Below are 24955 nucleotides of genomic sequence, written 5' to 3'. Positions count from 1 at the left end.
AACCAAAACCATGGACCAATCCGACATCCTGCGCGTCGTCTATCTGGCTTTGCTTCTGGCGGTCATTATCGCCTTGCGCTGGTGGCCGGGGCTGAATCATCGGAAGTTTGATTGGCGGCTGTTTAAGAGCGGGAAGCGGAAGAAGGATTGACGGAAATTTCCCCGGATAGGCTTCGACTGATCATCGTGGCCGAAAAGGTGGCACTCCTACCACTCTGCCGGGGTTTCTTTATGGAGAGCAAGCTATGGAGGGCTTGAAAAATGAGACCGTGCTCCTCAACTATTTCGATTGGTGACTTTTCTAAACTTCTCGCAAAAGACTCGCTCTACTCAAACAGTAACTTGATTTACGAGATTTGCGATGAAAATTGGCCTGAAGGTGCTCATGTAGCGGGCAAGATGTTTTTCAATGATTTTTCTACTCAAGTTATATTAAATGTTCTGTTTATTTTAAATCCATTAATTAAATTCCATTTGCGGCGTCTGGCGTTATTATTTCCGCTTGATTATTTTGCAGTTGGCCCTGATCTTTCTGAATGGTGGTACGAAAACAAACAAGAACAGCTAAGATTCGCCAAGGAAACATCAAGGACACATCTCAATCTGCGGGAAGTAAAAAGATTTTTTTACAAGAAACAACATTCCACTGCCATGTGAATTATTCAAGAATGATCCAGTAAACACAGAAACAGTCTTTAAAGAAATAACTAAAGACTTCAATTTAGATGTTATGACAATCCACCCTACGCTTAAATTAATTCGATCTGTAATGAAAAAATTTCGCAATACGGTTTCTACGGTCACTGAGTCCCCGGCAGCGCCTGTTGCCGTGGTGCAGGACGTATTTGTGGACGAGGCAGCACCCACGCGCACCTCTTCAAACAAGGAACTCGAAGCAGACAAAAAAGAATGCCGCGAGATTGCCCAGCTCATTTGGAGTAGCGCTCCTGAGACGCCTATCAGCACGGTCGCACAGGAAATCGCCGCGGACACCCATGTCGTTGGCAAGCCTTGCGCGTGGCTGAATGGGCGGAAAAGCGCCTCCACTGTGCAGAAGTGGATAAAAAACCTTTGCCCCGCTCCTCGAACCGGACGACCACGGAAAAACCAGTAACCCGCCAGAACGAAATTTCCAGGTTTATATTTCCCGCCCCTGAAAGCCGCTCGCCTACTGCACTAGAAACCCGCCATCGCGTTGTTGGTGGGTTTCCGTGTTTTTGTAGGCTCTTTTATTTTTTCTGACCGACGCCATTGTGGCCCCAGGTGAACAAACAACGTCACCAAAAGGAGCCACATGGACACCATCGAAAGAGTCATTGAAGAGTTGCGGGCCGCGCTGCCCCCTGTGCTGGCTGGTCAATCCCTGGCCGAGTTGACCGGGAATGCAATGCATTGGCCAACGGTCCAAAATGCTCGGTCGCGGCGGGAAATCCCGGAAGAATGCTTCGTTTACGCCGGGCGCAAGGTTCTTATAGTCCGCGACCCTTTTTTAGCTTGGTGGAAGACAACCTTGCGGGCTGCGTAAGCGGGGGTGGGTATGCACTTCAACGAGAAACGCCGTCATCCTGGCCCGGGCAACGGCGTAAAAACTGGGAATGCTTGGGGCACAGACACCCCCTTCCTTACATCCTTGACCCGTTGCGTCAACCTCTCAGGCATCTATTTCCGAATCCGTTCCCTTGCCGGCTTGCTCGTCAGTGGCTTCTGGGCTGAGCGTTTGACCCTGTGGCTCCCGGCCCTGGATCAGGCGGCTCGGATGCTGCGGGCCTTGATGGAGGCGCGGATATGAACCGATATGTTCGCTGCCCCCGCTGCGGGTCCGAGTTTTGCAAGGATGAACCCTGGAAGAAAATCTGCGTTGACTGTTGGCTTGAATCGAAGGGAAAAAGCAAGTCTGGCAACCAGTCGCACGTCGCTGAACTCAAGATGGAGTTGGACGAAGCACGCGCAAAGCTCAGCTACTACATCAGTCGCTGTCGTCAATTAGAGATGGAGCTATCCGAAAAGGCCGCTTTCCCTGGCCTTGGCGAACATATCAAAGACCTTATCTTCTTGGCCCATCCCGACAAACACAACAATAGCCCCAAAGCAACGGCCGTCACTGCATGGCTCTTGGACGCAAGAAAGGAGCTTTGTCAGTGCGGGCCGAACTGATTCCCCTCCTGCGGTCCCTCTACAATGGCCGGCAGGATGTTGTGCCGCGCCGATGGGAGTTCAACGGTGGTCGGGCCGGCTATAGCCCCATGTGCAGTGTGCGCCAGACTGTCGAGTGCCCCATAACCAGGGCTAGGAAGACAGGCGGCGAGACCAGGGGCCTTTGCAAGCACTGCGGCATCAAACAATACCAGCCACTCACTGACGATCTGGTTCAAAAGCATCTGGACGGCCGGGAGGTTCTCGGCTGCTACCCGCTCCTGGCCGGTGGCATGTGCAACTTTATCGTGGGCGACTTCGATAATCACGGGGGCGACCGTGACCCAAAGAAAGACGTGCTGGCCGTCAGCGAAGTGGCCGAAGTCCAAGAGTTAGCGTTCTACATCTTTACATCAAGGTCGGGCGCGGGGTTCCACGGGGTTCTTTTTTTTGATGCGCCTGTGCCCGCCTGGAAGACCCGACCGGTGTACTTCGCTCTGCTTGAAGAGGCTCAAGTTCTGGCCGATGACGCGGAACTGGGTAGTTTCGACCGTTTAATCCCGATGCAAGATCAGTTGCGCGGCGGGGCCGACCTTGGGAACTTGGTAGCGATGCCGTACCAGGGCGCGGCCGTAAAAAGGGGTTTCACGCTTCTGTTGGACCCTTCGACCATGGAACCGTTCACGGATCAGGTGGCGGCTCTCAAGGGTATCAAGCGTCTGACCGAAGCCGATCTCGACCGGATCATTACCGAATGGAATCTGAAACGGCCTGAACCTGGAGCCAAGGGCCAGTCGGGCGCTTCATGCGGAGGCCAGCCAACCGTGGACGCCTCGCCGGGCAAGCGGAAATACGCCGAGAAAGTCTTGCAAACCTCCTGCGAGAAAATCCGCAGGAGCAAACCCGGCGACCAACACGACATGCGCCTAAAAACGGCCCGAACCGTTGGTGGGTATTTACACTACATAGATGAAGGCGCGGCCATGGCAGCATTGCGACAGGCAGTCGTTGACAGCGGTGCTCAGGACATTGCGGCGGCAATGCAGACGATTCGGGACGGGCTGGAATACGGCAAGGCCGAACCCATCACGATTGCAGACCATACCCGCAGTGACACCCCAGGCCACGCCAGCCCACTGGTGGAGCACGACGGCCGCCTGTGCCGGGTGAAGTTCACCGACAAAGGCGAGGCCGAATTCAAGCCCGTCACCAGCTTCTTGTTTCGTCCCATAGAGGCCATCAGCGTGGACGGGGAAGGCGAATACATCAGAGCCGATCTGGTTGCTGGTGCAGTTAATCGGGAAGTCATGCTCCCGCCCGACTGTTGGACCTCGACGCAAAAATTCCTGCGTGTGCTGCCCGGCCGGGAGTTCATCTTTACCGGTGCCGCCGTAGACGTACAACTCGTGCGCGGCTTCCTGGCCGGCAAGGCAATGGCCCAACGGCGCGGCGTGCGTACTGCCGGATTTCAGGACAACACCTTCGTCACCAGCGAGGGCGGCTTGACCCCGGAAGGCCCGGCCGACGATCTGGTTTACATCAACGAGATTCAGACGCCCTGCCGCCTGTTGAGCACTGAGGCCGCGTCCTCCGACGATCTGGCCGCCATCCGCGAGAACATCACCGGATTCAATGCTCCCGAAGTGGTGCTTCTCATCCTGGGATGGAGTGTCGCCTGCTTCTTTGCGCCGGTCATCCGGGCAATTCTTGACGCCTTTCCATTAATCTGCGTCGAAGGCGAGGCCGGGGCCGGTAAAACGTCCACGGTCAATGCAGTGGTGGCGGGCATTTGGGCACTTTATGGTGCAGCGAGGGCGCTTGGTGAGCAAACCCGCTTTACACTCATGCGGGCCGTGGACGGCAGCAATTCCATTCCATTGGTCTTTGAAGAGAACAAGGCTTCTCGAATGTCGGAGAAGCAGCAAAACCTTGTCTCAAACCTCATTCGTGACAGCTACAACGCCTTTGAGGGCCAGCGTGGCATGGCAGACCAGTCCATGCGCTCCTACCGCTATCAAGCCCCGGTCTGCATCCTCGGGGAGACCGGCTTCACCGAGACCGCCATTCTTGATCGGATGGTCAACGTATCAATGACTCGCCGGGCCAGTGCCCCATATCGGGCCGGGTTCCAAAAGATGCAACGCCTGCCCCTGGATCGCCTGGGTCGCACTGTCCTGGAGTTCGCGTTGCGGATGGACAAGGAAACCGTTGCGGGCCTGCTGCGTGACTGCTGGCGCGACGTTGACGCCTCGCTGGAAGACCGGCCCAGGAACAACGCCGCCGTGGTTCGTTTCGGCCTGGGTGTCCTGGGGGAGGTGCTTGGCATGACCTTCGACGCCGCTCCTGTTGACGCCGCGATTTTGGCCGGCACGTCGGACGATGGCGGTCCCAGGAAGTCAGCGGTGGACCGCATCCTGGAGGCTATGGGGCGCATGTCGGCTTTCACTGAGCGCAGCCAGGGGCGGGAGTTCGCTTTCCAGGATCATCTGGAATCTGACGTACATTACTACACTGATGGGCAGCACCTCCGGTTGCATGTGGCCGGGTCATATCCGGTCTTTGCTAAATGGGCACGAGTCCACGGCTTCGATGGCGACGTGATCCCGGAGGCGACATTCCGAAAGCAGGTACAGGGAGAAGGCTACTGCCTTGGTGTCGGGTCCATCTGGATGGGCACGCGGTCGCGGAAGGGAATCACCCTAAACGTGTCCGCGATGCTGGAAAAAGGGCTGGATGTCCCCGAAGAGTGGGCAAATCAGTCGTTAACCAACTGAAAACTATGGGCATCACCCCTCATCACCCCTACATCACCCCTTTCATCACCCTCAACATATTGTAAACTATGAACTATCACCTTTATCACCCTTTTGAAAGATACACTATACGTAAGAGACTCCCTGCCTCCCGCACTGCCCTCTCTCGCGACCCCTCTTATAGTGGGGGGGTGTCTCCCAAAACGGTGATGAAGGTGATAGTTAGTTATTTCAGCGTTTTGACGGTTATTTTAGGGTGATGAAACGGTGATGCCATCACCTTTTGAGGTAAATATGAATGATTCAAGCATGATCCGGCATGGCGCACAGGTAGCCAACCAGACCGTGGCCCTGGACACTGACGCCGAGGCCAGAAAGGAACGTGAGGCTCTTGCGTGGTGCAACAAAATATCTCGTAAGCTGGACAACAAGCGCAGCAAGACCAAGCGCCAGGGGGGGGGCGTCATGCGGATCGTGATTGATTCCCGGGAGCAAGCACCATTCCATTTTCATGGCTACGACGCGGAGGTCGCCCCGGGAACCTTGCAGGCTGGAGACTACAGCCTTTACGGCCTTGAATCCCTGGTGGCCGTGGAGCGCAAAAGCTTGTCCGACTTGGTGGCTTGCCTCGGCAGGGAACGGGAGCGCTTCGAGCGCGAACTTGAGCGTCTGCGCGGTTTCGAGTCCGCCGCCGTGGTGGTTGAATCGCCCATGGCCGACTTGGCGCTTGGACAGTACCGGTCCGCCCTCAATCCGAAGGCTGCTTACGAAAGCGTGGTGGCCTTCATGTGCCGGTATCGCCTGACCTTCTACTTTGCTCAAGATCGACGCGGGGCAGAGCGTTTCACCTACAGCTTCTTGCGCCATTTTCTGCGGACGGTCGAGCGCCGGTACGCGGCCGTCGCTCTGACGAAAGCCCACCCCCCGTCGTCTCTGGTTGTTTCGTAACCTTCACACCTAATACGGAGTCGAATTATGAGCCGCACAACAAAGAATACAATGGCTACAAAAAAGAAAGAAGAAGCGTTTGTTTTGGAATACTGCCGCGACCCAAAACAATCACCGATCGCGCTCGTTGCTAAAGCGGGCTTCAATCCCCAAAACGAGAAGGAGGCCGAGAAAATATGCAAGCGACTTCTCAACAAAACATCGGTCAAAGAAGCAATCAAAGATTACAACAACAATTGGCGCGACGAGCTAAACAGCCGAATATGGCCATTAATTTCGATGATACACGACCTTGCAACATTCGATCCCTCTGAAGTGTACAAAGTAAAAGATGGGGAAGTTGTTGTAAATGACTTAGAAACAATGTCACGTGGATCAAGAAGTATGATAAAATCTATTTCAACAATCGGCGGAAAAACGATTGTTACGTTGCACGACCGACACAACTACGCTCGACTATTGGTAGATGTCGCCGGAATATTGAACAAAAACTCTACGCTCCCCACGAAACCCCATCCGCAGCAAAGACAGGCCCTCCTCGACGTTCGCAACGGCGTCAAGTCGCCGGCCGAGGCCGCCTTAGACCTGGATGCCGAGGGGATTCCCCTCCCGGAGACGATCAAAATGCTTCTGGCGCGGCCTGAAATCGCCGTGGCCGTGAAGCAGGAAGTAGCAATCGACATTCCGACGCCCGAGGAAATTGCAGCGAGAAGACGGAAGCTCCTGGAAGAGGTGGAAGACGAAAAAGAGAGTTTCCTCCCGGCCCGGCAAGCAGAAGTCCGAGAACTGAAGTCTGACCTCGGCACGACGAACAAAGCCTTCGACGCGAACCCGGAGTGACGCAATGCCGGGCATCGAAAAATTTCGTGAATAATTAACTTTCGAATTAATTTCGACATGAACAAAAAATTTCAATTCTCCGATGACGTTGTCCGCATCTCTATTTTGGAGATCAGAAACGCCAAGAAATTAGTCGCAATACGATTTGGCGACACTGTTTTTAAAATGGCAACAACAGCACAAAGCCTCCACTTTGGAGGCTTTAGGCGTTGGTTTATTTGTCCTTTGTGCGATAAGCGAGTGGGCATTTTGTATTATCGAAACAATTTAGCCTGCAGAAAGTGCAATAACATCGTTTACCGCTCTCAATACGTTGGAAAAGAACAGAGAAAGTTCTTGAATGCTCTGAAAAAACTCTCCAAAGTAAATGAACGTGAAGCGTTTAAGCATCGAAATAAATATCATAAGCTGCAGGCCAGTACGTTGGCAGAAATTGATCTGTGTCTTGATTCCACACAAATTGCACAACGGTGAGTAAAAGAAATGCCGATAGACGACGATTTCGGCTTTCCGTTTGCTTCTGGCGGGGACCACAAGGACGTGGTTCCCGTCCTCAAACAAATCGAACGAAATACCCGCCTCCTTTCCGCCGCCAAACCAAGCCGGGGCGGCGACCAAGCCGGTGCGCTTTCCTCCCCCCCCTCCTCTACCGCAAAGGCGCACCGAGAAGCCAAAGCGACCGCAAAAAGCCGGGCGTCTGGCAACGTCGCTGCGTCGGCCAGAACGACGGCCGATGCCGTAGCGCGTGGCGTCACAAAAGGCTTCCAGGCGGCTTTAGAAAACACGGCGGCGCAGTTGTCCGAAGCGGTGCAGGGCGCGGCGAAGACCACGGCCGAGGCGCAGAAGAAAGCCAACACCGACTTGGTACGCCAGCAAAAGAAGCTGGCGACCGGCCCGAAGTCTGCCGAGGCCCTGAACCGTTACAGGGAAAAGGGCCGTTTTGCTGCGACCTCGAAGGAAAACGCGGCCCGTTTCGGGTAGGTCAAAACGCTTTTTAACCAGGCAAAGACCGTCGCCGGCAAGGGCAAGGGCGGCAGCGACATCACCGACGCGGCGGGCCAGCTTGCTGCCGGTGGGCCGGTTTGGGGCGCGTTCCGGGAGCTTTCCGAGATTGCCGAGTCGGCCAAGGAGTCCTTGGACGGCCTCCGCAAGTCTACGGATAAGTCCGAGAAGCAGGCCAAGAAACCGGCGATAGACCTCCTCTTTGCCCTGACGACTTAAGTTTAACGTAGCCCGTTCGTTCTTTGGTCGTCTTCCTCTCGCCTGTCCCCCATCTGTCCCCCGGCAGGGTAGTAACATGCTGGAATCGTTGCCGGCATCAGGATTACTGAGGTCAGGTCAGAGGCGTAACGCGCCGGCATTGCTTAATCCCGTCGATTTGACGGGTTTGCCGGGAGTCTCGTCTTGGCCTTCTTCGGCCTCGAAAATGGCCGAAATTTCGCGTCTGAGGCCGTGGCCGAGGGCACGGAGTAGGAGCCGGTCTTGCGGATAAGGGGGAGGACTTCGGACGTGACCCACTTCGTCAAGCGTTTGGCCTCGGGCTTGTTGCTGCGGAAGGTCAGCTTGTAGAGGCCAGACTCGGAGATGATATTGATATTGGGGTTGCCACAATTTCCCTCAGAAACTCTGAGGGTATTCTTCTCGTCGTCGTCCAGGGCGCGAAGGGCCTCGGTCGGGTTGGTAAGCTCCAAGACATCGCAAACGTCCTTCGCCACAAACCACGCACTACCGTCCTCGCCCGTAACGGCGCGACCGCTTTCTTTTTGCCGGCCTGTCCCCCGTGGGTACTAACCGAGTGCAGGATTTTATACCAACCTGAGGGGCTTGTACCCGCAGATGGAAAGAACATGGCGGCCATCCACGGGGAGCCGGGGCAGACGAATATTTTAGAAGAGGGCGGAAACACTCGGTCTGCGGTGCCGCTGGCAAGGTCGAAATGAAAAAGGCCTTCTGGGAGCCACCCAAAAAGCCTTTTTCGAAAATGTTCATTCAGAGGAAGGTTAATTCTATAAAGCAGAAGTCGTGCCAAAGAGAGGGCTGGCTACTGGCGACATGATTTTTAACGTAATTCTAACAAGTTACGACTATCTTGTGAGGTCATTTATACATGGTGGTCTTCCGAAGATCGTACAGATTCCTTTACCTCTCCGGGCAAGGGCGCGAAAGCGGGGTAAGAATTTGTACTCGGCCACTCGGCAGAAACGCCGCGCCAGGGGCCTCACCATTTGGTCTTGTCGAACAACCCGCGCTTGGACAACTCGCCGGTCTTATGGCTGTCAAAGCGGAAGTCGCCGCGGACACTGCCAGGGCGATGCTTGGCTTTCCAGATGGGCATGCAAAATAGGGCCAAGATGAGGAGCGCGACAATGCCGCCGATGATCCATTCCATGGGGAACCCCTGGCCAGCATCGGCTATAAAACGCGGTGCGACGTGCAACCGGCCTATATCCGGCTGCATTACACCTGGAACGCGACCGATCCCCTGGACTACCGGGTACATTTGGACCGAACCCGGCTGACCTTCGGCTGGCGGTGGTGGTTTTGCTGTCCTTGCTGCGGTCGCCGGGCCGCGAAGCTCTATCTTGTCGGCAAGCTCTTCGTCTGCCGGGAGTGCGGCGGCCTGACCTACGAGTCGCGCCAGGAAAACCGCCGGCAAACCAACCTGTTTTGCGCCCTGATCGGGGCGGAACTCGGAATGACCACCAGGGAAGTGCGGCAAACATTACGCAAGGAGCGTTTCCTATGAATGACGGCATGAGGACTGGCGGCCCCAAGACCGCCGAGGGGAAGGCAATTGTGGCCACCAACGCGGTCACGCACGGGCTGACGTCCAAGGAACTGGTGCTCCCTGGCGAGCGCAAGGCCGACCTGACCGCCTTGCGGCAATCGCTTCTAGCTGATTTAAACCCGGTCGGGAGCTTGGAAACGCTGCTGGTGGAACGGGCAGCACTTTGCCTGTGGCGGCTGCGGCGGGTGATGCGCTTCGAGGCCGGCTTTATGGGCAACGGCTTGAGCGCCGAGGCCCGCCATGATCCCTACGGCGAATTTGTTGCCCGCTTCAACGTGGCCGACAAGCTGGTGCTGCTCACCCGCTACGAAACCGCCATCGAACGCAGCCTGTACCGGACGCTCGGGGAACTTCGCGCCATGCAGCAAGCGCGCGGGAAAGCCGGGGACGGAACCATCGACGTGACGCCCAAGGGGGAGTTTGTTTCGTAAAAAGGGGAGGGAAGGTTGTTGCGTTGTGAAAAAGGATGCGCAGAAAAAAGAAAACCTATTTGTCTGCCACCACTTCAATCATTAACATATTCCTCCATGCTGTTATAAGCTGCAAAATTCACATCCCCACCCCCTCTGCGCGATGTGTAATTTGAGAAGTCCTCTTCAATATCTGCCAAGACAGAAAATGAATTGTTATGTCTTAGTAATTTTAAATCATTTTTACTTTTACTGTAGTTATACAATCCACCAACCGCAAGCGCAGTCCCAAACAAGATTGTCATCACCTCTGGTTCTAATTTTAAAACATTCGCGAGAGCAAGCGCTCCGGGGAATCCTTGGAGTAAAAAACCACAGAATCCTCCAGCCCTTATTATGTCTGCCGATTGTTTATAATCCGCATGTGCCTTCTTAACCAAGCCAACAAGTTTTTCTAATTCATCATAATAAACAACATCGTCTTCAACGCCATTCAGCGACAAACACAAGTCATTAAGAGATTTCTTGAAAGCATCAATCTCATCCCTCCTTTTATATCTAAAATTAACAATATCTTCAGCCGGAATTTCATTAATATTAATGGGACATATTTCGCTTACTGTTAAGCAAAAAAGCCCAAAAGGGTTTTCCGCGCCTTTCCCATAAGGGGCTATAAAATCATCAAGGCCACCATTCATATTAAAGTAATTAGTGGCTGTCCATGGAGCTAGTTCGTTCGTAATCAAATCAAGCCTATTCGCATACCCAATCTCGTTTGCCAGATAAAGCATATAATTAGATGCCAAATCTGTTGGGACATCGATCCACTCCTGACTTTCTCCATAACCTAACGAATCGAAAAGCATTCTAATTCTTTCATCTGTCTTGTCCCTATGTATCCTTGTTATTTTTTGCTTATCATTTTCATTATGCGATAGTGCTGCAGCATGCCAATTTGAAATTTTGTTAAGGAATTTATCAGCAGCACCATGAGAATATTGAGACGGATCAATCATGCGGCCAATAGCTCCATCTTCCAAAAGAGGTTGAAGCTCTTCATGATCTTCAGGAATAATTCCATTAGGCACTATTCTATAAATATTTTCATAGAACATCGCCATTGATTTCAGCCAAGACGCACTATTAAAAACCATGTATGGATAATAAAGCGCTGAATTGTTCATATATCTTCCTTTGTTCAGCTCTTAGAAAAAAATTACCAAATCACAAACTATATCGTTAAATCGCGTACACCTTCAACACCTCATCCCCATAATGGTTGATGACCTTCACGGCTATCTTGCCTGATTCCGGTTTTGGGAACGGGCGGCTTTCGGTCTTGTAGAGGTCGGCCCAGGCGGTTTCGTCGATTTCCGCGCGCAGCGCCTTCTTGAGCTTTTCATAGGGCTGGTCCGCGCCGGTAAAGTAGGCGTGGCGCACGAAGAAACTTTCGCCATTGTATTCGGTGTCGATGAACCAACAGGCTATGTCGTCCACAGATGACGGGCGTATGTCGCCCGTGGTCGGATCGTAGACGTCCAGGCCTTTGATGCGGACCACGATTTGCCCGTCCTTGCTCTGCTCTATGTCCAGGTCCGGTTCGCCGAAGATCATGAACAGGTTGCCCGCACCGGTCTTTTTGAGCAGTTCATCGCCCATGGCCAAATCGGGGTTCATGCGCGTGGGCAACACGGTTATGGAGCCGTAGCGTTTGGCTTCCTCGGAGACGTGGGGATCGAAGGCAAAGCCACACACGATAAGCAGGTCAAAGCCAATGCCCTGCACGGCCTCTTTGGCCGCTTCCTTGACGTGCTGCGGACTGACAGTGCCATGTTCCGGCCCGAGGGAGACTGCCACGCGGCGCACCTGCCCGTCGGCGTCGGTATATTCGCCCGCGCCTTGAATCCAGGTTCCGGCGAAGGGGTCAAGGCGGTCGAAAACGAGGCGTTCATTTTTCTTGGTGTTCTGGACGCCGGCCTTGCGGAGGTTGTCCAGGATCATGGTGGCGAAATCCTGCTGCCGCCTGCCCTCTTCCTCGGTGACTGTGCCGTCGAGGTCCGCGTCGGCCGGGGAAAGGATGCGATGCGGCGACAGGCTTTCCACGGTGAAGGGACCGGCCACGCGCACGGTCTTTTTGTCTTCGTAGGGCTGGTCATAAAGGATTTCGGTATCGGCGTGGCGGGCGATGGCTTCGTCGATGGCCTCGCGGGTCATGCCTTCGTGGATGTCCGGGTTGTTGGCTATGGATTTGAGCGTCACGTGGGGCACGCGCTTGTAGACAAACCCTTTGCGCATATCGTGTTCGGTCTGGTGGTGCGACGGCGAAAGGTTGGCGAGCTTGGCTTCCTGCTTTATGCCTTCGGGGGAATCGGCCAGCAGGTAATAGGGAAATTTGGCGGCCATCAGGCGCGTGCGGGCCAGGGCCAGGGCCACGCGACTGGTGTCGGTGGTGATCCAGCGCCGGCCCCATTGCTCGGCCACGTAGGCGGTCGTTCCGCTGCCACAAGTGGGGTCCAGGACGAGGTCGCCGGGGTCTGTGGTCATGAGGATGCAGCGCTCAACTATTTTTCTATTTGTTTGCACGACATAGATAATTTCTTGCTCGCCGTGAAAACTATCCCATAGATTTGAATAGGCGATATATGGCCAATCCTGCCAATACAGGACCCCTCCTAAAGAACTCCCTCCCCCATCAAACAACCTATCTGCAAGAGCAAGTCGTGGCATTCCAGTGTCTACATCAAATCTCCATTGAGAATTATACCCACATGAAAATTTTTTCATGTCCCACTCGAAGTCACGACTACGTTTTACATCAGGATGCTGGCTTACAATCGGATAATTTACGCGAGCCCAACGCCATCCCAATGCGACAAGGCTATCAATTTTATCCTTCGCTAAACTCTTCACCCTCTTGTGCTCGCCAGTCTTTGAAATAAGCGTATTGAATTTCGGATCATCTTCAGGATCATTTCGTGCAACAAACAACTGACGTACTTTAACTTGACTCCGACTCTTGCCAAACCATAACAGATAATCATTAACTGGATCTGTTGGAGTTGTAGCACCTTTTTTCTTTACAACAATTGTCAGAATGAAGTTTTCACTTCCAAAAACTTCATCCATCAAACACCGCACTAGATGTACATTCTCATCCCCTATCTGAACAAAAATGCTCCCCGTCTCTGTAAGCAACTCCCGCGCCGTCACAAGCCGATCCCGCATATACGCCAAATACGAATGTATCCCCAGCTTCCAGGTATCTCGAAACGCCCGAATCTGCTCCGGTTGGCGCGTGGCGTCCTCGACCTTGCCGTCTTTGACGTCGCGCTTGCGGGTACTGACCTGCCAGTTTGACCCGAACTTGATGCCGTACGGCGGATCGAAATAGATGGTCTGCACCTTGCCCTTGAGGCCTTCCTTTTCGGCAAGGCTGGTCATGACAAGCAGCGAATCGCCCAGGATCATGCGGTTCGACCAGTGCTGGTTGTGGTGGTAGAAATCCACCTTCTTCTCGAAATCGTCGCCGATGCCGTTGAAGTCGGCGAAAAGGGTACACTGTGCTCCGCCGGGCTTGTCCTTGCGCGGCATGGCGTCAATGATCGCTTGCGGATGTATCTTTTCCTGGATGTAGACAGGCACAACCGGCACAGCCAAATCTTCCCGGTCCTGCTCGTCCTTGCCCTTCCAGACAAGCTGCGGGTCAAGGGACGGATCACGCGGGTACAGCATGGTCTTGGGAGCCTTTTCCTCGTCGGCAACGAAATCGCGCAACTCTTCGGTGGGGATGTTGGTGCGGCTGTCCTTGTGGCGGATGCTGGACACGCCCACGGCCGCCTTGTCTCCGGTCTTGCTGCTCCTGGCCATCCTAATTCCCCTCCGTGGGCTGCGTCTTCGTTTCGAGATACGTCCTGATGCAATGTTCCGCATTCCACGGATCAACGATTTCAATAAATTCCCAACGGCCAAACCCGCCGTGGTTGTTCACGGCCGGAATCCACAACGTCCGCGCGGTAGCCACCTTGGCGGCCTTGTCCTTTTTCTTCTCGCCCGTCACCTCGACGATGAGGTTGAGAAGATCATCCGGTCCGAGGCCGTCTTCCAGGCAGGCGATGAAATCCGGCGTGTATTGATGCTCTTCCCCAGCCAGGGTGTAGGGGATGGTAAAACCCAGGCCGTGGTTTTTCACGTAGCGCACCACTTCCGGCATGTCCTCAAGGGTTTGGGCGACTTTCTGCTCCCAGGAACCGGTGTCGGCCACCACATGGGAGATATGACACTTGTCCGCGCGGGTGGCGTAGACCGGCCGCGTGGTGTCAAAATCAACGTACCGCGTTGACCCGAGGGAATCATACGGGCGCAACATCGGCTTGAGGGCCGGGGTTCCCTCGCTGGACTGGACAATGGCCTTATAGATGCGGTCGGCCGCGTCATGAGCGAATTCGATCAGCAGCAACAACTGCGGAAACGTCCCGTCCTTGCATGTCACGCACGTTTCCAGCCAACGCTTGGAAATGGCCAGCAATTGCGGAAACAGCCAGGGCCGGTCGTGGCCCTCGTCGTCGCGGAAATACTTTTCAAGGGTCAGCTTGGCCAAACGGAAGGCAACCTCATTTTCCCGACGGCGCTTAAGCGCATTTAACGTATGAAAGCTGGATTCGCCGACAATGGGTGCGTTCTCAACCCTGGTGGGAACATCGGCAGTAGACAACGAAAGACCGGAAGCGTCGGAGAAGGTGGCCGTGAGCTTTTCGCCGGGAAGGTCATAGCGGTAGCCAAGGAGCCGGGGAAAATGGATTTCGCTGGCTATGCGGCTATCCAGGGCGCGAACCCGGGTCGGAGGCGGGCCGGGCTTGGGGTCTTTGGGGATGCCGCTGCACGGGATGAAGGAAAAGGGGACGCCGTACACTTCGGCGTATTCCACCCCGAAAAAGCCGTTGGCATCGGCCGCGTAGCTCATGCGCCGCAGCGCCCGCCCGACGACCTGTTCGCACAAAAGCTGTGTGCCGAAAGCCCGGACGCCGAGAACATGGGTCACGGTATTGGCGTCCCAGCCTTCCGTGAGCATGGACACGCTGACCACGCACCGGACGTTCTCACCCAGTTTGCCGGCCTTGCCGACGGTATTCATGACCTCGCGCAAAAGGTCTTCATCGGTAAGGCTGTCCGCATCGCGCCCGGGAAACCGCAAACAGTATTCAGCCTTGAATTCGTCGATTTCCCTGGCGGCAATCTTTTTGAAATCCGCGCTCATGGACTCGCCGGATTCGAGCTGCTCGCTGTCCACAAGGATCGTGTTGGGCCGATGCAGCCAGCCGCCCTGCCCATCGTCGTTGCGAAAGATGGGAAGCTGCCCGGCCTGGGCAAGGACTTGCTCACCCACAGGCTTTTCCCAGCCGGCGATATAGTCGAACACCAGCTTTGAGACGTTCGTGTTGTTGCACACGACGATGAAAACCGGCGGCGTCAGCCCCTTGGCCCTGGCATCCTCGTTTTGTTCCCACTGGCGGTAATACTTCTCATAGTTGCCATACAGGCTGTGCAAAGCTCCCTGCAACTCGGCCGGAAGCTTTGGCTCGCCGGCCACGGCTTCGGTCTTGCGGCCTTTCCTGGGGAGGTTTTCCCGGATGCGAAGCCACAAATCGCGGTAGGTTGGCTGATCGCCCGTGACGGAGTTGTCGGCCACAGGCACGCGCGGCACTTTGACGACGCCGGACTCGATGGCGTCAATGAGCGAGAAATCAGAGACCACCCAGGGAAAGAGCGTTCCTTCCGAAAACCCGGACCCGCGAAGGAAAAACGGCGTGGCGGAAAGATCAAAAATAGCCTTCACGCCGATCTTGGCCTTGACGGCCTCAATGCCGGAAATCCAGATGCGGGCCTCTTCTTCCCGCTTCTGGGCTTCCTTGCGCTCATCGCCCGTGAGTTTTTCATCCTCACCGTCCGGCTTGCGGCGGTAGCAGTGGTGGGCCTCGTCGTTAAGGACGATGATGTTCCTCTTATTGCCAAGATCGCGGCAGACACGGCGGACCATCTGGTCAGGTGTTTCCAGAAAGGCCGTAGCACCATCGGGCAGAATGGACTTGGTCACCTTCCCGACAGACGCCTTTTCCCGAAGCCGAAAGGCGTGAAAATTGGTGATGATAAACTTAGCCTGCCCCAATTCCTCTATAGACTGGCTCGGGATGATGTCGCGCTGTCGGTAATAGTTCTGCGGATCATTGGGCATAAGGACGCGCAACCGGTCGCGGATGGTGATGCCCGGGGCGATGAGCAAAAAGGTGTCGGAAAAGCGGACGTCACGCGAAGCGGCGAACTTGTTCAGCGCCTGCCAAGCGATGAGCATGGCCATAACGACGGTCTTGCCCGTACCCGTGGCCATTTTAAGCGCCATGCGGGGCAAACCCGGATTGGACATGTCGTTGGCCTCGCGAAGACCGTTGCCAATCCATTGGTCGCCAAAGCGCGGGGCCACTTCGGTGATGTAAATGGCTGTTTCAAGGGCTTCAATCTGACAGAAAAAGAGCTTCTTTTCGCGCTCCGGGGCAGTCCAATAGGCAAGGAGCCGGGCCGTAACCGGCGTGACGCCGGCATAACCGCCCCTGCGCCAAAGGCCGACCTTGCGCCGGATTTCATTGACGAGCTTGTTTTCCTCGATACGGTCCTGTGTCCACTCCGTATCGGCGAGAAGCGAAAGCTGGCGGCCCTTTTTCTTGGGCTTGGGGATAGGGACGAAATAAGAGCTTATGCGCCGTTCTTCGACAATTTCGTTTGTGATGCCTTCGTCTGTGAACCGAAAATGGCGGGCAGGCTCGGTAAAGGGCGAATTGATGACGGGATTCTCGATAACGACCTGTTCCATAGCCCCCCCTGTACGATGTGCGAAAACCTGTAGCCTATAGGCCTTGAGGCATTCAAGGTTTTTCGCCGGTCGGGAATAATCCTTGCCATAGCAGGCGGGGCCGGGCTTCGGCAGCGGCAAGGGTATTCATGGCAAGGGACGTCCTTGCGTTGCCGGCCAGGGGACCCACAATTACTCAGACTTCTATCACGCCCTCACTTCGGGCTTAAGCCGCACTGGTGATCCGACGCCTTGCGGACCTCGGCAAGAAGGACTGCCCCCCATGGGCCGCTTCCCAATCTCCCGGACTCGGGCAATCTCCACTCAACTTCACTCACCATAACCTTCAAAAGCGGGGCCAGAGCGGGGCCATATCACTTTTCAACGTAAAAAGGGCTAAGCCACCCTGGCTTAACCCCTTGATTTTTATGGTGCTCCCGGCGCGATTCGAACGCACGGCCTATCGCTTAGGAGGCGATCGCTCTATCCTACTGAGCTACGGGAGCACGGTATATGCATGAAACGATGTTCATGCTTCCTTCAGTTAGCATCGGCCAATCATCGGAAGAATAAACGCAACACGCCAACTTTACACGACTTTTTTTCATGACCAAAGCTGGATTTTCCGGCTTTGTCCGCGAAAACAGGCAATTGACGCGCGCCAAACAAACTTTACTATTTCCCCCACAGCTTCTTGTCAAGAAAAGGACAAGACCAAGCCGCCGGCCTCGGTCCCTGCGCCACATCCCGGGCACAGGCGCAGTGTCCAGGCCACGGTTTACAACAGCTTCAACCGGCGTATAACAGGACGAATAATCCCGCATTCGCCGCTTCGTCGACACAAACGGATACAGCGACCAGGGGGCACCCGGCCGACACGGCTCGCGGTCCCCGAACACAGGAGTTCCTCATGGCCAAACGCTTCCTCACCCCGCTTGTAAGCGCCTTCCTCTTCCTGGCCTGGACAACCATGGCCCAGGCTCGAATCCCTTTGCCCGACATCACGGAACTCGTCGACAAGGACGGCCCTGCCGTCGTCAACATCTCCACCACCAAAACCATCAAGGCCCAGGAAGGCGGACGTGACCTTCTGGAACAGTTCCGCAAGCGCGGCGGCCCCATGGACGACTTTTTCGACCAGTTCGAAAAGCACTTCGGACCCCAGGGCCGCGGCAACGGCAAGGGCCAGAAGCAGCGCTCCATGGGTTCCGGCTTTGTCATCTCCGCCGACGGCTTCATCGTCACCAACAACCATGTGGTTGAGGGCGCCGACGAGGTCAAGGTTCAGTTCCGGCACAACGAAAAGGCCCTGGCCGCCAAGATCATTGGCCGCGACCCGGAAACCGATCTGGCCCTGCTCAAGATCGACGGCAAGTCCAACCTGCCCTTCCTGGAGTTCGGCGACTCGGGCAAGATGAAGGTCGGCGAATGGGTCCTGGCCATCGGCAACCCCTTTGGCCTGGAAAATACCGTGACGCTCGGCATTGTCAGCGCCAAGGGCCGCATCATCGGGGCCGGCCCCTTTGACAACTTCATCCAGACCGATGCCTCGATCAACCCGGGCAACTCCGGCGGGCCGCTCATTGACCTCGACGGCAAGGTCGTCGGCATCAACACCGCCATCGTGGCCTCGGGCCAGGGCATCGGGTTCGCCATTCCGTCCAACATGGCCAAGGACGTCATTGCCCAGTTGCGCGACGGCAAGAAGGTTCAGCGCGGCTGGCTTGGCGTCACCATCCAGGATATCGACGAGAACACCGCCAAGGCCCTGGGCCTGGAAAACACCAACGGCGCGCTTATAAGCTCGGTCATTGAAGGGCAGCCTGCGGCCAAGGGCGGCATCAAGACCGGCGACGTCATCACTGCCGTGGCCGGCCAGAAGATCGAGAACTCCAATGACCTGCTGCGCCGCGTCGCTGCCATCCGCCCCGGCGATTCCGTGGAACTGTCGGTCACCCGCAAGGGTTCCCCGGTCACCGTCAGCGTCACCCTGGGTGAGCGCGACGCCAAAAAGCTGGCCCAGAACGCTCCGGGACAGGGCGACGACAACGCCGACGCCGAAGGCGATCAGAGCGCTTCCGCCCTTGGCCTGTCGGTGCGCGGCCTGTCGGCCAAGGAAGCCAAGGCCCTGGGCATGGACAAGGCCCAGGGGCTGCTGATAACGGAAGTGGCTGACGGCTCTGAAGCCGAGCAGGCTGATGTCCGCCCGGGTGACGTGATCCTGGAAATCAACCAGCGCCCGGTGGCCTCTCCCGAGGACTTCAAGAAGATCGTGGGCGAGGACGGCAAGAAAAAGGGCGTGGTCATGCTACTGATCAAGCGCCAGAGCCAGACCGTTTTCCGCACCGTGCCCATTACGGATTCGAAGTAACCACGCGACAACACAGCGTTCCCCGGTCCCCCGGGACCGGGGAACGCACAGGCCCACACCATGGCGTCTCCCCCCATCCCAGCCGAGGAAACCGTTTTTCCCGTCCCCTGCAAGGTGAACATCCGCCTTGCCGTGGGGGCCAGACGGCCAAGCGGCTACCACGACATCGACACGTTTTTCCTGCCCCTGCCCGAACCCGCCGACACCATGCGGGTGCGCCGCTACGACGAGGCCGGGGACATTGATTTCACCTGCTCCGCTCCGGAACTGGAAACCGACGACAACCTGGTGGTGCGGGCCTACCGGGCCTACCGCACGGCCACGGGCTTTTCGCCGCGCCTGGAAGTCGACCTGACCAAACACATCCCCCACGGGGCCGGGCTTGGCGGCGGGTCTTCGGATGCAGCCGGACTGTTGCGCTACCTCAACGACCGGGCCGGGGAGGCCTCCCTGGGCCCTGCCGATCTGGCCGCCGTGGCCCTGACCCTGGGCGCGGACGTGCCTTTTTTTCTGCTGGGCGGCCCGGCCACGGCCACCGGCGTGGGCGAAACCCTCCTCCCGGCCGACCCCGGATTGGCCGGCTGGTGCGCCGTGGTGGTGTGCCCGTCAAGCCGCGTCAAGACGCCCTGGGCCTACGCCGCCCTGGACGCCTCCAGGACTTTGCCGCAAAAACACGGGGCAGACCTCTTGACAACTGTATTTGACGCCTCTAAAAGGGCGTTTTGCGTGACCGGTGCGCCCATGCGAAACGACTTTGAATCTGTCGTCTTCGCCGCCCATCCCGAACTGGGACGGGTCAAGGAGCGCCTGCTGGCCCTGGGGGCGGCGGGCGCGCTTCTTTCGGGAACGGGCTCGGCTGTGTTCGGGCTTTTCCGGCAACGCCAGACAGCCACCCTGGCTCTGGCGGTCCTGTCGGGAAGCGGTCCGCGCGCCTATCTTGCGCCGCTGTGAGGGCGCGGGCCGGGGCACTCGTTTTTTTTGATGTTCATGTTGGGGCGTCGCCAAGTTGGTAAGGCACGGGGTTTTGGTCCCCGCATTCGAGGGTTCGAGTCCTTCCGCCCCAGCCAGATTTTTCCGTCACAAACGGTTTGCCGCCACCGGCAGACCACCACAATACCCGAGGGTTGGCATGGCGCAAGGCGATCTGAAAATCCTGACCGGCACGTCCAATCCCGGACTGGCCGAGGCCATTTGCGACCATCTCGGCTGCACCCTGCTGCCGGCCAAGGTCGGCACGTTTAGCGACGGGGAAATCCGCATCGAGGTCGGGGCCAATGTACGCGGCTCGGACATCTTCGTGGTCCAGTCCACGTCCTATCCGGTCAACTACAATCTCATGGAACTGTGCCTGATGCTTGACGCGCTCAAACGCGCCAGCGCCCGGCGCGTCACGGCGGTGGTGCCCTACTACGGCTACGCCCGCCAGGACCGCAAGGTGGCCCCGCGCGCGCCGATCAGCGCCAAGCTCGTGGCCGACTTCCTCACCGTGGCCGGCATGAACCGCCTGCTCACCATCGACCTGCACGCCGGCCAGATCCAGGGCTTTTTCAACCTGCCCGTGGACAACCTCTTTGCCGCGCCCATCATGGCCGAGTACTTCAAGGAATTTTCCGGTCCCGACCTGTGCGTGGTGTCCCCGGACGCCGGCGGCGTGGAACGGGCCCGGGCCTTTGCCAAGCGCCTGGGAGCGAGCCTGGCCATCATCGACAAACGCCGCGACGCCCCCAACCAGGCCCAGGCCATGCACGTCATCGGCGACGTCAAGGGCAAGCTGTGCGTGGTGCTCGACGACATGATGGACACGGCCGGCACCATGTGCCAGGCCGGCGTGGTGCTCCTGGACAACGGCGCACGCGAAGTCATGGCCACGGCCACCCACCCGGTGCTGTCCGGTCCGGCCATCGAACGCCTGGAAAGTTCGCCTTTCACCCAGATCGTGACCACCAATACGATTCCCTTAAACGACAAGGCCAAGGCCTGCTCCAAGATCAAGGTCCTGTCCATCGCGGGCCTGCTGGCCAAGGCCATCCACAATATCCACACCGAATCGTCGGTGAGCGTGCTGTTTACCTGACCACGGGCGACGCACGGCCAGATTGAAAAACATGTTTCGCCCCAGGGCGCAAAGGAGATACCCGATATGAGTCAGACCCAGTCCCTCGCCGTCAAGACCCGCGCGGGCCTCGGCAAAGGCGCCTGCCGCAAGCTGCGTGCCCAAGACCTGGTTCCCGGCGTGTATTACGACACCAAGGGTGCCAACATCCCGGTCATGGTCGAGCACCTGCCCCTGCAAAAGCTTTATTCCAAGACGGCTTCCGCGCACGTCTTCGATCTGCTCATCGAGTCCGACGGCGGCCAGGAGACCAAGCCCTCGTTGGTCTGGAAGGTCGTCCACCACCCCACCAAGCCCCGGATCACCCACGTCGATTTCTACGGCGTGGACCTGACCAAGGAAATCGAGGTCTTCGTGCCCGTGGAAGTCGTGGGCAAGGCCAAGGGCCAGGTCAAGGGCGGTCTGCTCGAGATCTACCGCGAGACCATCGAGATCGTCTGCCTGCCCATGGCCATTCCCGACAAGGTCGTCATCGATATCACCGACATCGATATCAATGAAAACGTCCATATCGCCGACGTGACCCTGCCCGAAGGCGTCAAGGCCGTCTACGACAAGAACTACGCCGTGGTCGGCATCCTTACCGCCGTGGCCGAAACCCCGGTCGAAGGCGCCTAGCCGGCCCGACGAACCGTTTTCGCGTGTTGCGGGCGGAGTGCGTTTCCGGCGCACTCCGCCCATTTTTCCCGCGATAGCGCCGCCGCTGCCCCCCCACTTCCATGGCTGTTTCCGCCCTCATCGTCGGCCTGGGCAACCCCGGCCCGCGCTACGCTGCCACCCGCCACAATTTCGGTTTCATGGCCCTGGATGCGCTGATTCTGCGCGCCCGGGAGCTTGGCGGCGCGCCCAAGGCCGCCCTGACCGGACGCAAGGATCTGGAAGCCGTGGCCGTATCCCTGCCGGTGCTGCCCGGCGGGGCCTATGCCCAGTTCGCCTGCCTGCGCCCCCTGACCTTCATGAATTTGAGCGGACGGGCCGTGCGCGCCGCCCTGGATTTCTACAAGCTCGCCCCTGAAGACGTGCTGGTCATCCACGACGAACTCGATTTGCCGCTGGGGCGGATGCGGCTGAAGCGCGGCGGCGGCAACGCCGGGCACAACGGGCTTAAATCCATCACCCAGGAGCTTGGCAGCCCGGATTTCGTGCGCCTCCGCCTGGGCATCGGGCGGCCCGAGCCAGGACGCGACGTGGCCGGCTATGTGCTGGAACCGTTTCGCAGCGAGGAAACCGCCACGGTCCGCCGCGTTGTGCCGGCCGCCGTGGACGGGGTCATGACTTTTTTTGAAGACGGCCTGGAGGCGGCAAAACTCCGGGTTGGCGGCTTCGACGCAGCCACCGGCTAGCCTGCAGCCCGGTTTGAGCCCACCCCCGGAACCGGTCCCGACGTTCCCTTGCCGGCAGTTGCCGGAATACATGGACACAGCGGGACAAGTGCGCTATTTTAAATTCAAGACGGCAGGCGTGCCAAGATTTCCTGCACGCGTTATCCCAAAGGAGTCGCCCGGTGTTTTCCGAGGATCAACTAGTCGTTTATCCCGCCCAGGGCGTGGGCAGGGTCGAACGCATCGAGACCCAGGTCATCGGTGGCGCCTCGGCTGACTTTTTCATCGTGCGTATCCTCAGCAATAACGTCACCCTCATGGTGCCGGTGAAAAATGCCGCCAACGTGGGCCTTCGGGCCCTGTGCTCCGCCGATGCAGGCCAGGCCATCATCGAATCACTCAAGGACCGCTCCGATTTTACCGGGTATACCGGCCAGAACTGGAACCGGCGGTATCGCGAGTATTCCGAAAAACTCAAAAGCGGTGATCTGGGCGACGTGGCCTACGTGCTCAAGGAGCTGCTGCTTATCGGCCAGAACAAGGAACTTTCCTTTGGCGAACGGCGGCTGCTCGAACAGGCCACCAGCCTGCTGACTCTTGAACTGGCCCTGGCGCTGGGCAAAGAGCAGCAAGACATCAAAGACATCATCAACGAGATCTTTGCCGACGTTCTCCAACCCAAACCTGAAGAATAGCGTCGCGATCCCAGGCTATTGTCCCAGGAACACTCACGGCGCGCTTGACAGTCCCGTGAAAAAGTATATGGATCGTTTCAGGCCGATGCCGGTCTATCCTCCACTACCCTGGTCCCCGTAAATTAGCGAGTTACTCCCCGCTCCAAAAGAGTACGGCTGTAACGAACTCACGCAATCGGGCTTTTACACACTATCAATTCTGCGCATTTCTGCGCCGGGCTATTCTTGTGAGCAACGCACCTAAACGCCGTGGGCGTACTCCGCAGCCGACCCCTGCCCCAGTGCTTTCAGATCCCATCGAAAGCGACGACATCCTACAACCCTCGACCGTCAAGTCCAGTCTCATGGAGGGCAACTCCATGAACCTCTCCGAGCTCAAGCTGAAAAGCATGCCTGAGCTTATGGACCTGGCTGTCCAGTACAATGTCGAAAACCCCAACGGCATGCGCAAGCAGGAGCTTATCTTTGCCCTGCTGCAAAGTTGCGCCTCCCAAAACGGGGCCATCTTTGGCGAGGGGGTGCTGGAAATCCTGCCCGACGGCTTTGGATTTTTGCGCTCGCCCATGTACAGCTACATGCCCGGCCCGGACGACATCTACATCTCCCCCTCCCAGATCCGCCGCTTCGGCCTGCGCAAAGGCGACGTCATCTCCGGCCAGATCCGGCCGCCCAAGGAAGGGGAACGCTATTTCGCCCTGCTTCGGGTCGGCGAGATCGGCTTTGCCCCGCCCGAGGCCTCGCGCAATCTGGTCCTTTTCGACAACCTGACGCCGCTGTATCCCGACAAGCGTTTCGTCGTCGAAAACGGGGCCGAGAACTTCTCCTCCCGCGTCATCGACCTGCTTGCCCCCATCGGTCACGGCCAGCGCGGCATCATCGTCGCCCCGCCCCGCACCGGCAAGACCATGCTGCTCCAGACCATCGCCAACTCCATCAGCGCCAACCGCCCCGACGTCTTCCTCATCGTACTCCTTATTGACGAGCGCCCCGAAGAAGTCACGGACATGGAACGCACGGTCAATGCCGAGGTCGTTTCCTCCACCTTTGACGAACCGCCCCAGCGCCATGTCCAGGTGGCCGAGATGGTTATCGAAAAGGCCAAGCGGCTGGTCGAACGCAAGATCGACGTGGTCATCCTGCTCGACAGCATCACCCGTCTGGGACGCGCCTACAACGCCGTCACCCCGTCCTCGGGACGCGTGCTCTCCGGCGGTCTCGACGCCAACGCCCTGCAGCGGCCCAAGCGCTTTTTCGGCGCGGCCCGCAACATCGAAGGCGGCGGATCGCTCACCATCATCGCCACGGCCCTGATCGACACCGGCTCCCGCATGGACGAAGTCATCTTCGAAGAGTTCAAGGGCACCGGCAACATGGAGATCTATCTGGACCGCCATCTGTCGGAAAAGCGGATCTTCCCGGCCATCGACATCAATCGCTCCGGCACCCGCAAGGAAGAGTTGCTCCTGGATACCGACGTGCTCAACCGCGTCTGGATTCTGCGAAAACTGCTTGCCCCCATGAATCCGATCGATTCCATGGAATTCATGCTCGACAAAATGCGCGGCACCAAGAGCAACCGCGAATTCCTCGACCTCATGAATCGCTAGACCCATTCCAGGGGCCGGCCCCTGTCTGTCCCGGGAGAAATCCCTGTCCTGCCCCGGCGGCGGACGGTGTGCCGGCGGCCTTGCCGCTTGCCCCGGCCCGTTCCCGGGGCAGGGTCGTTTCCGCACAGTCGTGG

At 57.4% G+C, this 24955-nt stretch carries 23 protein-coding genes, 2 tRNA genes and 1 pseudogene; 20 read left to right on the top strand and 6 right to left on the bottom strand.

The annotated features are described in order from the left end of the window. The first annotated feature begins 10 nt into the window (after positions 1-10). The 10 genes from DVDV_RS22625 to DVDV_RS01880 all read left to right on the top strand — a co-directional run bounded on the left by DVDV_RS22625 (position 11) and on the right by DVDV_RS01880 (position 7655). Entirely contained in the window at positions 11-151 is a 141-nt protein-coding gene (locus tag DVDV_RS22625) for a hypothetical protein (RefSeq protein ID WP_175577044.1), read from the top strand. Between the two features lie 110 nt (positions 152-261). Beyond that, positions 262-657, top strand: coding sequence for a hypothetical protein (locus tag DVDV_RS22005; RefSeq protein ID WP_139311480.1), 396 nt, complete (start codon positions 262-264; stop codon positions 655-657). A gap of 112 nt (positions 658-769) precedes the next feature. Then, positions 770-1114, top strand: coding sequence for a hypothetical protein (locus DVDV_RS22000; RefSeq protein WP_139311479.1), 345 nt, complete (start codon positions 770-772; stop codon positions 1112-1114). Positions 1115-1294: 180 nt separating this feature from the next. Next, a complete protein-coding gene (locus DVDV_RS01910) occupies positions 1295-1525 on the top strand; it encodes a hypothetical protein (RefSeq protein WP_075353043.1) in 231 nt (76 codons plus the stop codon). A gap of 260 nt (positions 1526-1785) precedes the next feature. Beyond that, entirely contained in the window at positions 1786-2154 is a 369-nt protein-coding gene (locus DVDV_RS01900; protein ID WP_075353041.1) for a hypothetical protein, read from the top strand. Beyond that, the gene (locus tag DVDV_RS01895; protein WP_075353040.1) at positions 2139-4907 is read left to right on the top strand and encodes a hypothetical protein; all 2769 of its coding nucleotides are present in this window, start codon (positions 2139-2141) and stop codon (positions 4905-4907) included. Before DVDV_RS01900 ends, DVDV_RS01895 begins: the two co-directional genes overlap by 16 nt. 273 nt (positions 4908-5180) lie before the next feature. Further along, the gene (locus tag DVDV_RS01890; protein WP_254845193.1) at positions 5181-5834 is read left to right on the top strand and encodes an ERCC4 domain-containing protein; all 654 of its coding nucleotides are present in this window, start codon (positions 5181-5183) and stop codon (positions 5832-5834) included. Between the two features lie 27 nt (positions 5835-5861). After that, complete coding sequence (locus DVDV_RS01885; RefSeq protein ID WP_075353039.1) at positions 5862-6674, top strand: terminase small subunit; 813 nt, start codon at positions 5862-5864, stop codon at positions 6672-6674. Positions 6675-6731: 57 nt separating this feature from the next. Beyond that, positions 6732-7148, top strand: a complete 417-nt coding sequence (locus DVDV_RS21995; protein WP_139311478.1) for a hypothetical protein — start codon at positions 6732-6734, stop codon at positions 7146-7148. 9 nt (positions 7149-7157) lie between these two features. Then, a complete protein-coding gene (locus DVDV_RS01880) occupies positions 7158-7655 on the top strand; it encodes a hypothetical protein (RefSeq protein WP_075353038.1) in 498 nt (165 codons plus the stop codon). A 383-nt stretch (positions 7656-8038) separates the two neighbouring features. Here the strand turns inward: DVDV_RS01880 and DVDV_RS01875 are convergent. Further along, positions 8039-8410, bottom strand: a pseudogene (locus DVDV_RS01875) (Bro-N domain-containing protein); the annotation flags it as partial. A gap of 482 nt (positions 8411-8892) precedes the next feature. Continuing rightward, the gene (locus DVDV_RS22620) at positions 8893-9063 is read right to left on the bottom strand and encodes a hypothetical protein (RefSeq protein ID WP_175577043.1); all 171 of its coding nucleotides are present in this window, start codon (positions 9061-9063) and stop codon (positions 8893-8895) included. 42 nt (positions 9064-9105) lie between these two features. On the opposite strand from DVDV_RS22620, the gene DVDV_RS01870 reads away from it, so the two are divergent. Then, entirely contained in the window at positions 9106-9420 is a 315-nt protein-coding gene (locus DVDV_RS01870) for a hypothetical protein (RefSeq protein WP_075353036.1), read from the top strand. Beyond that, positions 9417-9893: a hypothetical protein gene (locus tag DVDV_RS01865; RefSeq protein WP_075353035.1), complete on the top strand. Its 477-nt coding sequence runs from the start codon at positions 9417-9419 to the stop codon at positions 9891-9893. Before DVDV_RS01870 ends, DVDV_RS01865 begins: the two co-directional genes overlap by 4 nt. A gap of 74 nt (positions 9894-9967) precedes the next feature. Here DVDV_RS01865 and DVDV_RS21990 read toward each other — a convergent pair whose 3' ends face one another. The 4 genes from DVDV_RS21990 to DVDV_RS01850 all read right to left on the bottom strand — a co-directional run bounded on the left by DVDV_RS21990 (position 9968) and on the right by DVDV_RS01850 (position 17219). Next, positions 9968-11056 carry a DUF6236 family protein gene (locus DVDV_RS21990; protein ID WP_139311477.1) on the bottom strand — a complete coding sequence of 363 codons (1089 nt, stop codon included), beginning with the start codon at positions 11054-11056 and terminating at the stop codon, positions 9968-9970. 55 nt (positions 11057-11111) lie between these two features. Next, complete coding sequence (locus DVDV_RS01860) at positions 11112-13739, bottom strand: site-specific DNA-methyltransferase (protein WP_075353034.1); 2628 nt, start codon at positions 13737-13739, stop codon at positions 11112-11114. 1 nt (position 13740) lies between these two features. Further along, entirely contained in the window at positions 13741-16734 is a 2994-nt protein-coding gene (locus DVDV_RS01855) for a BPTD_3080 family restriction endonuclease (RefSeq protein ID WP_075353033.1), read from the bottom strand. A gap of 408 nt (positions 16735-17142) precedes the next feature. Further along, positions 17143-17219, bottom strand: a tRNA-Arg gene (locus tag DVDV_RS01850). 404 nt (positions 17220-17623) lie between these two features. Here DVDV_RS01850 and DVDV_RS01845 point away from each other — a divergent pair. The 8 genes from DVDV_RS01845 to rho all read left to right on the top strand — a co-directional run bounded on the left by DVDV_RS01845 (position 17624) and on the right by rho (position 24821). Next, complete coding sequence (locus DVDV_RS01845) at positions 17624-19084, top strand: DegQ family serine endoprotease (protein ID WP_075353032.1); 1461 nt, start codon at positions 17624-17626, stop codon at positions 19082-19084. A 60-nt stretch (positions 19085-19144) separates the two neighbouring features. Beyond that, on the top strand, positions 19145-20035 hold the full coding sequence (gene ispE, locus DVDV_RS01840) for a 4-(cytidine 5'-diphospho)-2-C-methyl-D-erythritol kinase (RefSeq protein ID WP_075353031.1): 891 nt from the start codon (positions 19145-19147) through the stop codon (positions 20033-20035). A gap of 40 nt (positions 20036-20075) precedes the next feature. After that, positions 20076-20151 (top strand) — tRNA-Gln (locus tag DVDV_RS01835). Between the two features lie 62 nt (positions 20152-20213). Next, a complete protein-coding gene (locus tag DVDV_RS01830) occupies positions 20214-21158 on the top strand; it encodes a ribose-phosphate pyrophosphokinase (protein ID WP_075353030.1) in 945 nt (314 codons plus the stop codon). Positions 21159-21224: 66 nt separating this feature from the next. Continuing rightward, on the top strand, positions 21225-21815 hold the full coding sequence (locus tag DVDV_RS01825; protein ID WP_075353029.1) for a 50S ribosomal protein L25/general stress protein Ctc: 591 nt from the start codon (positions 21225-21227) through the stop codon (positions 21813-21815). Between the two features lie 101 nt (positions 21816-21916). Beyond that, on the top strand, positions 21917-22540 hold the full coding sequence (pth, locus tag DVDV_RS01820) for an aminoacyl-tRNA hydrolase (protein ID WP_075353028.1): 624 nt from the start codon (positions 21917-21919) through the stop codon (positions 22538-22540). A gap of 161 nt (positions 22541-22701) precedes the next feature. Next, entirely contained in the window at positions 22702-23214 is a 513-nt protein-coding gene (locus DVDV_RS01815; protein ID WP_075353027.1) for a CarD family transcriptional regulator, read from the top strand. Between the two features lie 359 nt (positions 23215-23573). Then, complete coding sequence (rho, locus tag DVDV_RS01810; protein WP_075353026.1) at positions 23574-24821, top strand: transcription termination factor Rho; 1248 nt, start codon at positions 23574-23576, stop codon at positions 24819-24821. Positions 24822-24955: the final 134 nt, after the last annotated feature.

The organism is Desulfovibrio sp. DV (assembly GCF_001936595.1).
Taxonomy (GTDB): Bacteria; Desulfobacterota; Desulfovibrionia; order Desulfovibrionales; family Desulfovibrionaceae; genus Solidesulfovibrio.
This window is presented reverse-complemented; position numbering and strand designations above follow the sequence as displayed.

What these genes read in the sequence shown, in the direction of transcription:
- DVDV_RS01890 (WP_254845193.1), top strand. Translation starts at nt 5,181, where the DNA reads ATGAATGATTCAAGCATGATCCGGCATGGCGCACAGGTAGCCAACCAG.
- DVDV_RS01825 (WP_075353029.1), top strand. Translation starts at nt 21,225, where the DNA reads ATGAGTCAGACCCAGTCCCTCGCCGTCAAGACCCGCGCGGGCCTCGGC.
- DVDV_RS01860 (WP_075353034.1), bottom strand. Translation starts at nt 13,739, where the DNA reads ATGGCCAGGAGCAGCAAGACCGGAGACAAGGCGGCCGTGGGCGTGTCC.
- DVDV_RS22620 (WP_175577043.1), bottom strand. Translation starts at nt 9,063, where the DNA reads ATGGAATGGATCATCGGCGGCATTGTCGCGCTCCTCATCTTGGCCCTA.
- rho (WP_075353026.1), top strand. Translation starts at nt 23,574, where the DNA reads ATGAACCTCTCCGAGCTCAAGCTGAAAAGCATGCCTGAGCTTATGGAC.
- DVDV_RS01900 (WP_075353041.1), top strand. Translation starts at nt 1,786, where the DNA reads ATGAACCGATATGTTCGCTGCCCCCGCTGCGGGTCCGAGTTTTGCAAG.
- DVDV_RS01855 (WP_075353033.1), bottom strand. Translation starts at nt 16,734, where the DNA reads ATGGAACAGGTCGTTATCGAGAATCCCGTCATCAATTCGCCCTTTACC.
- DVDV_RS21995 (WP_139311478.1), top strand. Translation starts at nt 6,732, where the DNA reads ATGAACAAAAAATTTCAATTCTCCGATGACGTTGTCCGCATCTCTATT.
- DVDV_RS21990 (WP_139311477.1), bottom strand. Translation starts at nt 11,056, where the DNA reads ATGAACAATTCAGCGCTTTATTATCCATACATGGTTTTTAATAGTGCG.
- ispE (WP_075353031.1), top strand. Translation starts at nt 19,145, where the DNA reads ATGGCGTCTCCCCCCATCCCAGCCGAGGAAACCGTTTTTCCCGTCCCC.
- DVDV_RS22000 (WP_139311479.1), top strand. Translation starts at nt 770, where the DNA reads ATGAAAAAATTTCGCAATACGGTTTCTACGGTCACTGAGTCCCCGGCA.
- DVDV_RS01910 (WP_075353043.1), top strand. Translation starts at nt 1,295, where the DNA reads ATGGACACCATCGAAAGAGTCATTGAAGAGTTGCGGGCCGCGCTGCCC.
- DVDV_RS01830 (WP_075353030.1), top strand. Translation starts at nt 20,214, where the DNA reads ATGGCGCAAGGCGATCTGAAAATCCTGACCGGCACGTCCAATCCCGGA.
- DVDV_RS22005 (WP_139311480.1), top strand. Translation starts at nt 262, where the DNA reads ATGAGACCGTGCTCCTCAACTATTTCGATTGGTGACTTTTCTAAACTT.
- DVDV_RS01880 (WP_075353038.1), top strand. Translation starts at nt 7,158, where the DNA reads ATGCCGATAGACGACGATTTCGGCTTTCCGTTTGCTTCTGGCGGGGAC.
- DVDV_RS22625 (WP_175577044.1), top strand. Translation starts at nt 11, where the DNA reads ATGGACCAATCCGACATCCTGCGCGTCGTCTATCTGGCTTTGCTTCTG.
- DVDV_RS01885 (WP_075353039.1), top strand. Translation starts at nt 5,862, where the DNA reads ATGAGCCGCACAACAAAGAATACAATGGCTACAAAAAAGAAAGAAGAA.
- DVDV_RS01865 (WP_075353035.1), top strand. Translation starts at nt 9,417, where the DNA reads ATGAATGACGGCATGAGGACTGGCGGCCCCAAGACCGCCGAGGGGAAG.
- DVDV_RS01845 (WP_075353032.1), top strand. Translation starts at nt 17,624, where the DNA reads ATGGCCAAACGCTTCCTCACCCCGCTTGTAAGCGCCTTCCTCTTCCTG.
- pth (WP_075353028.1), top strand. Translation starts at nt 21,917, where the DNA reads ATGGCTGTTTCCGCCCTCATCGTCGGCCTGGGCAACCCCGGCCCGCGC.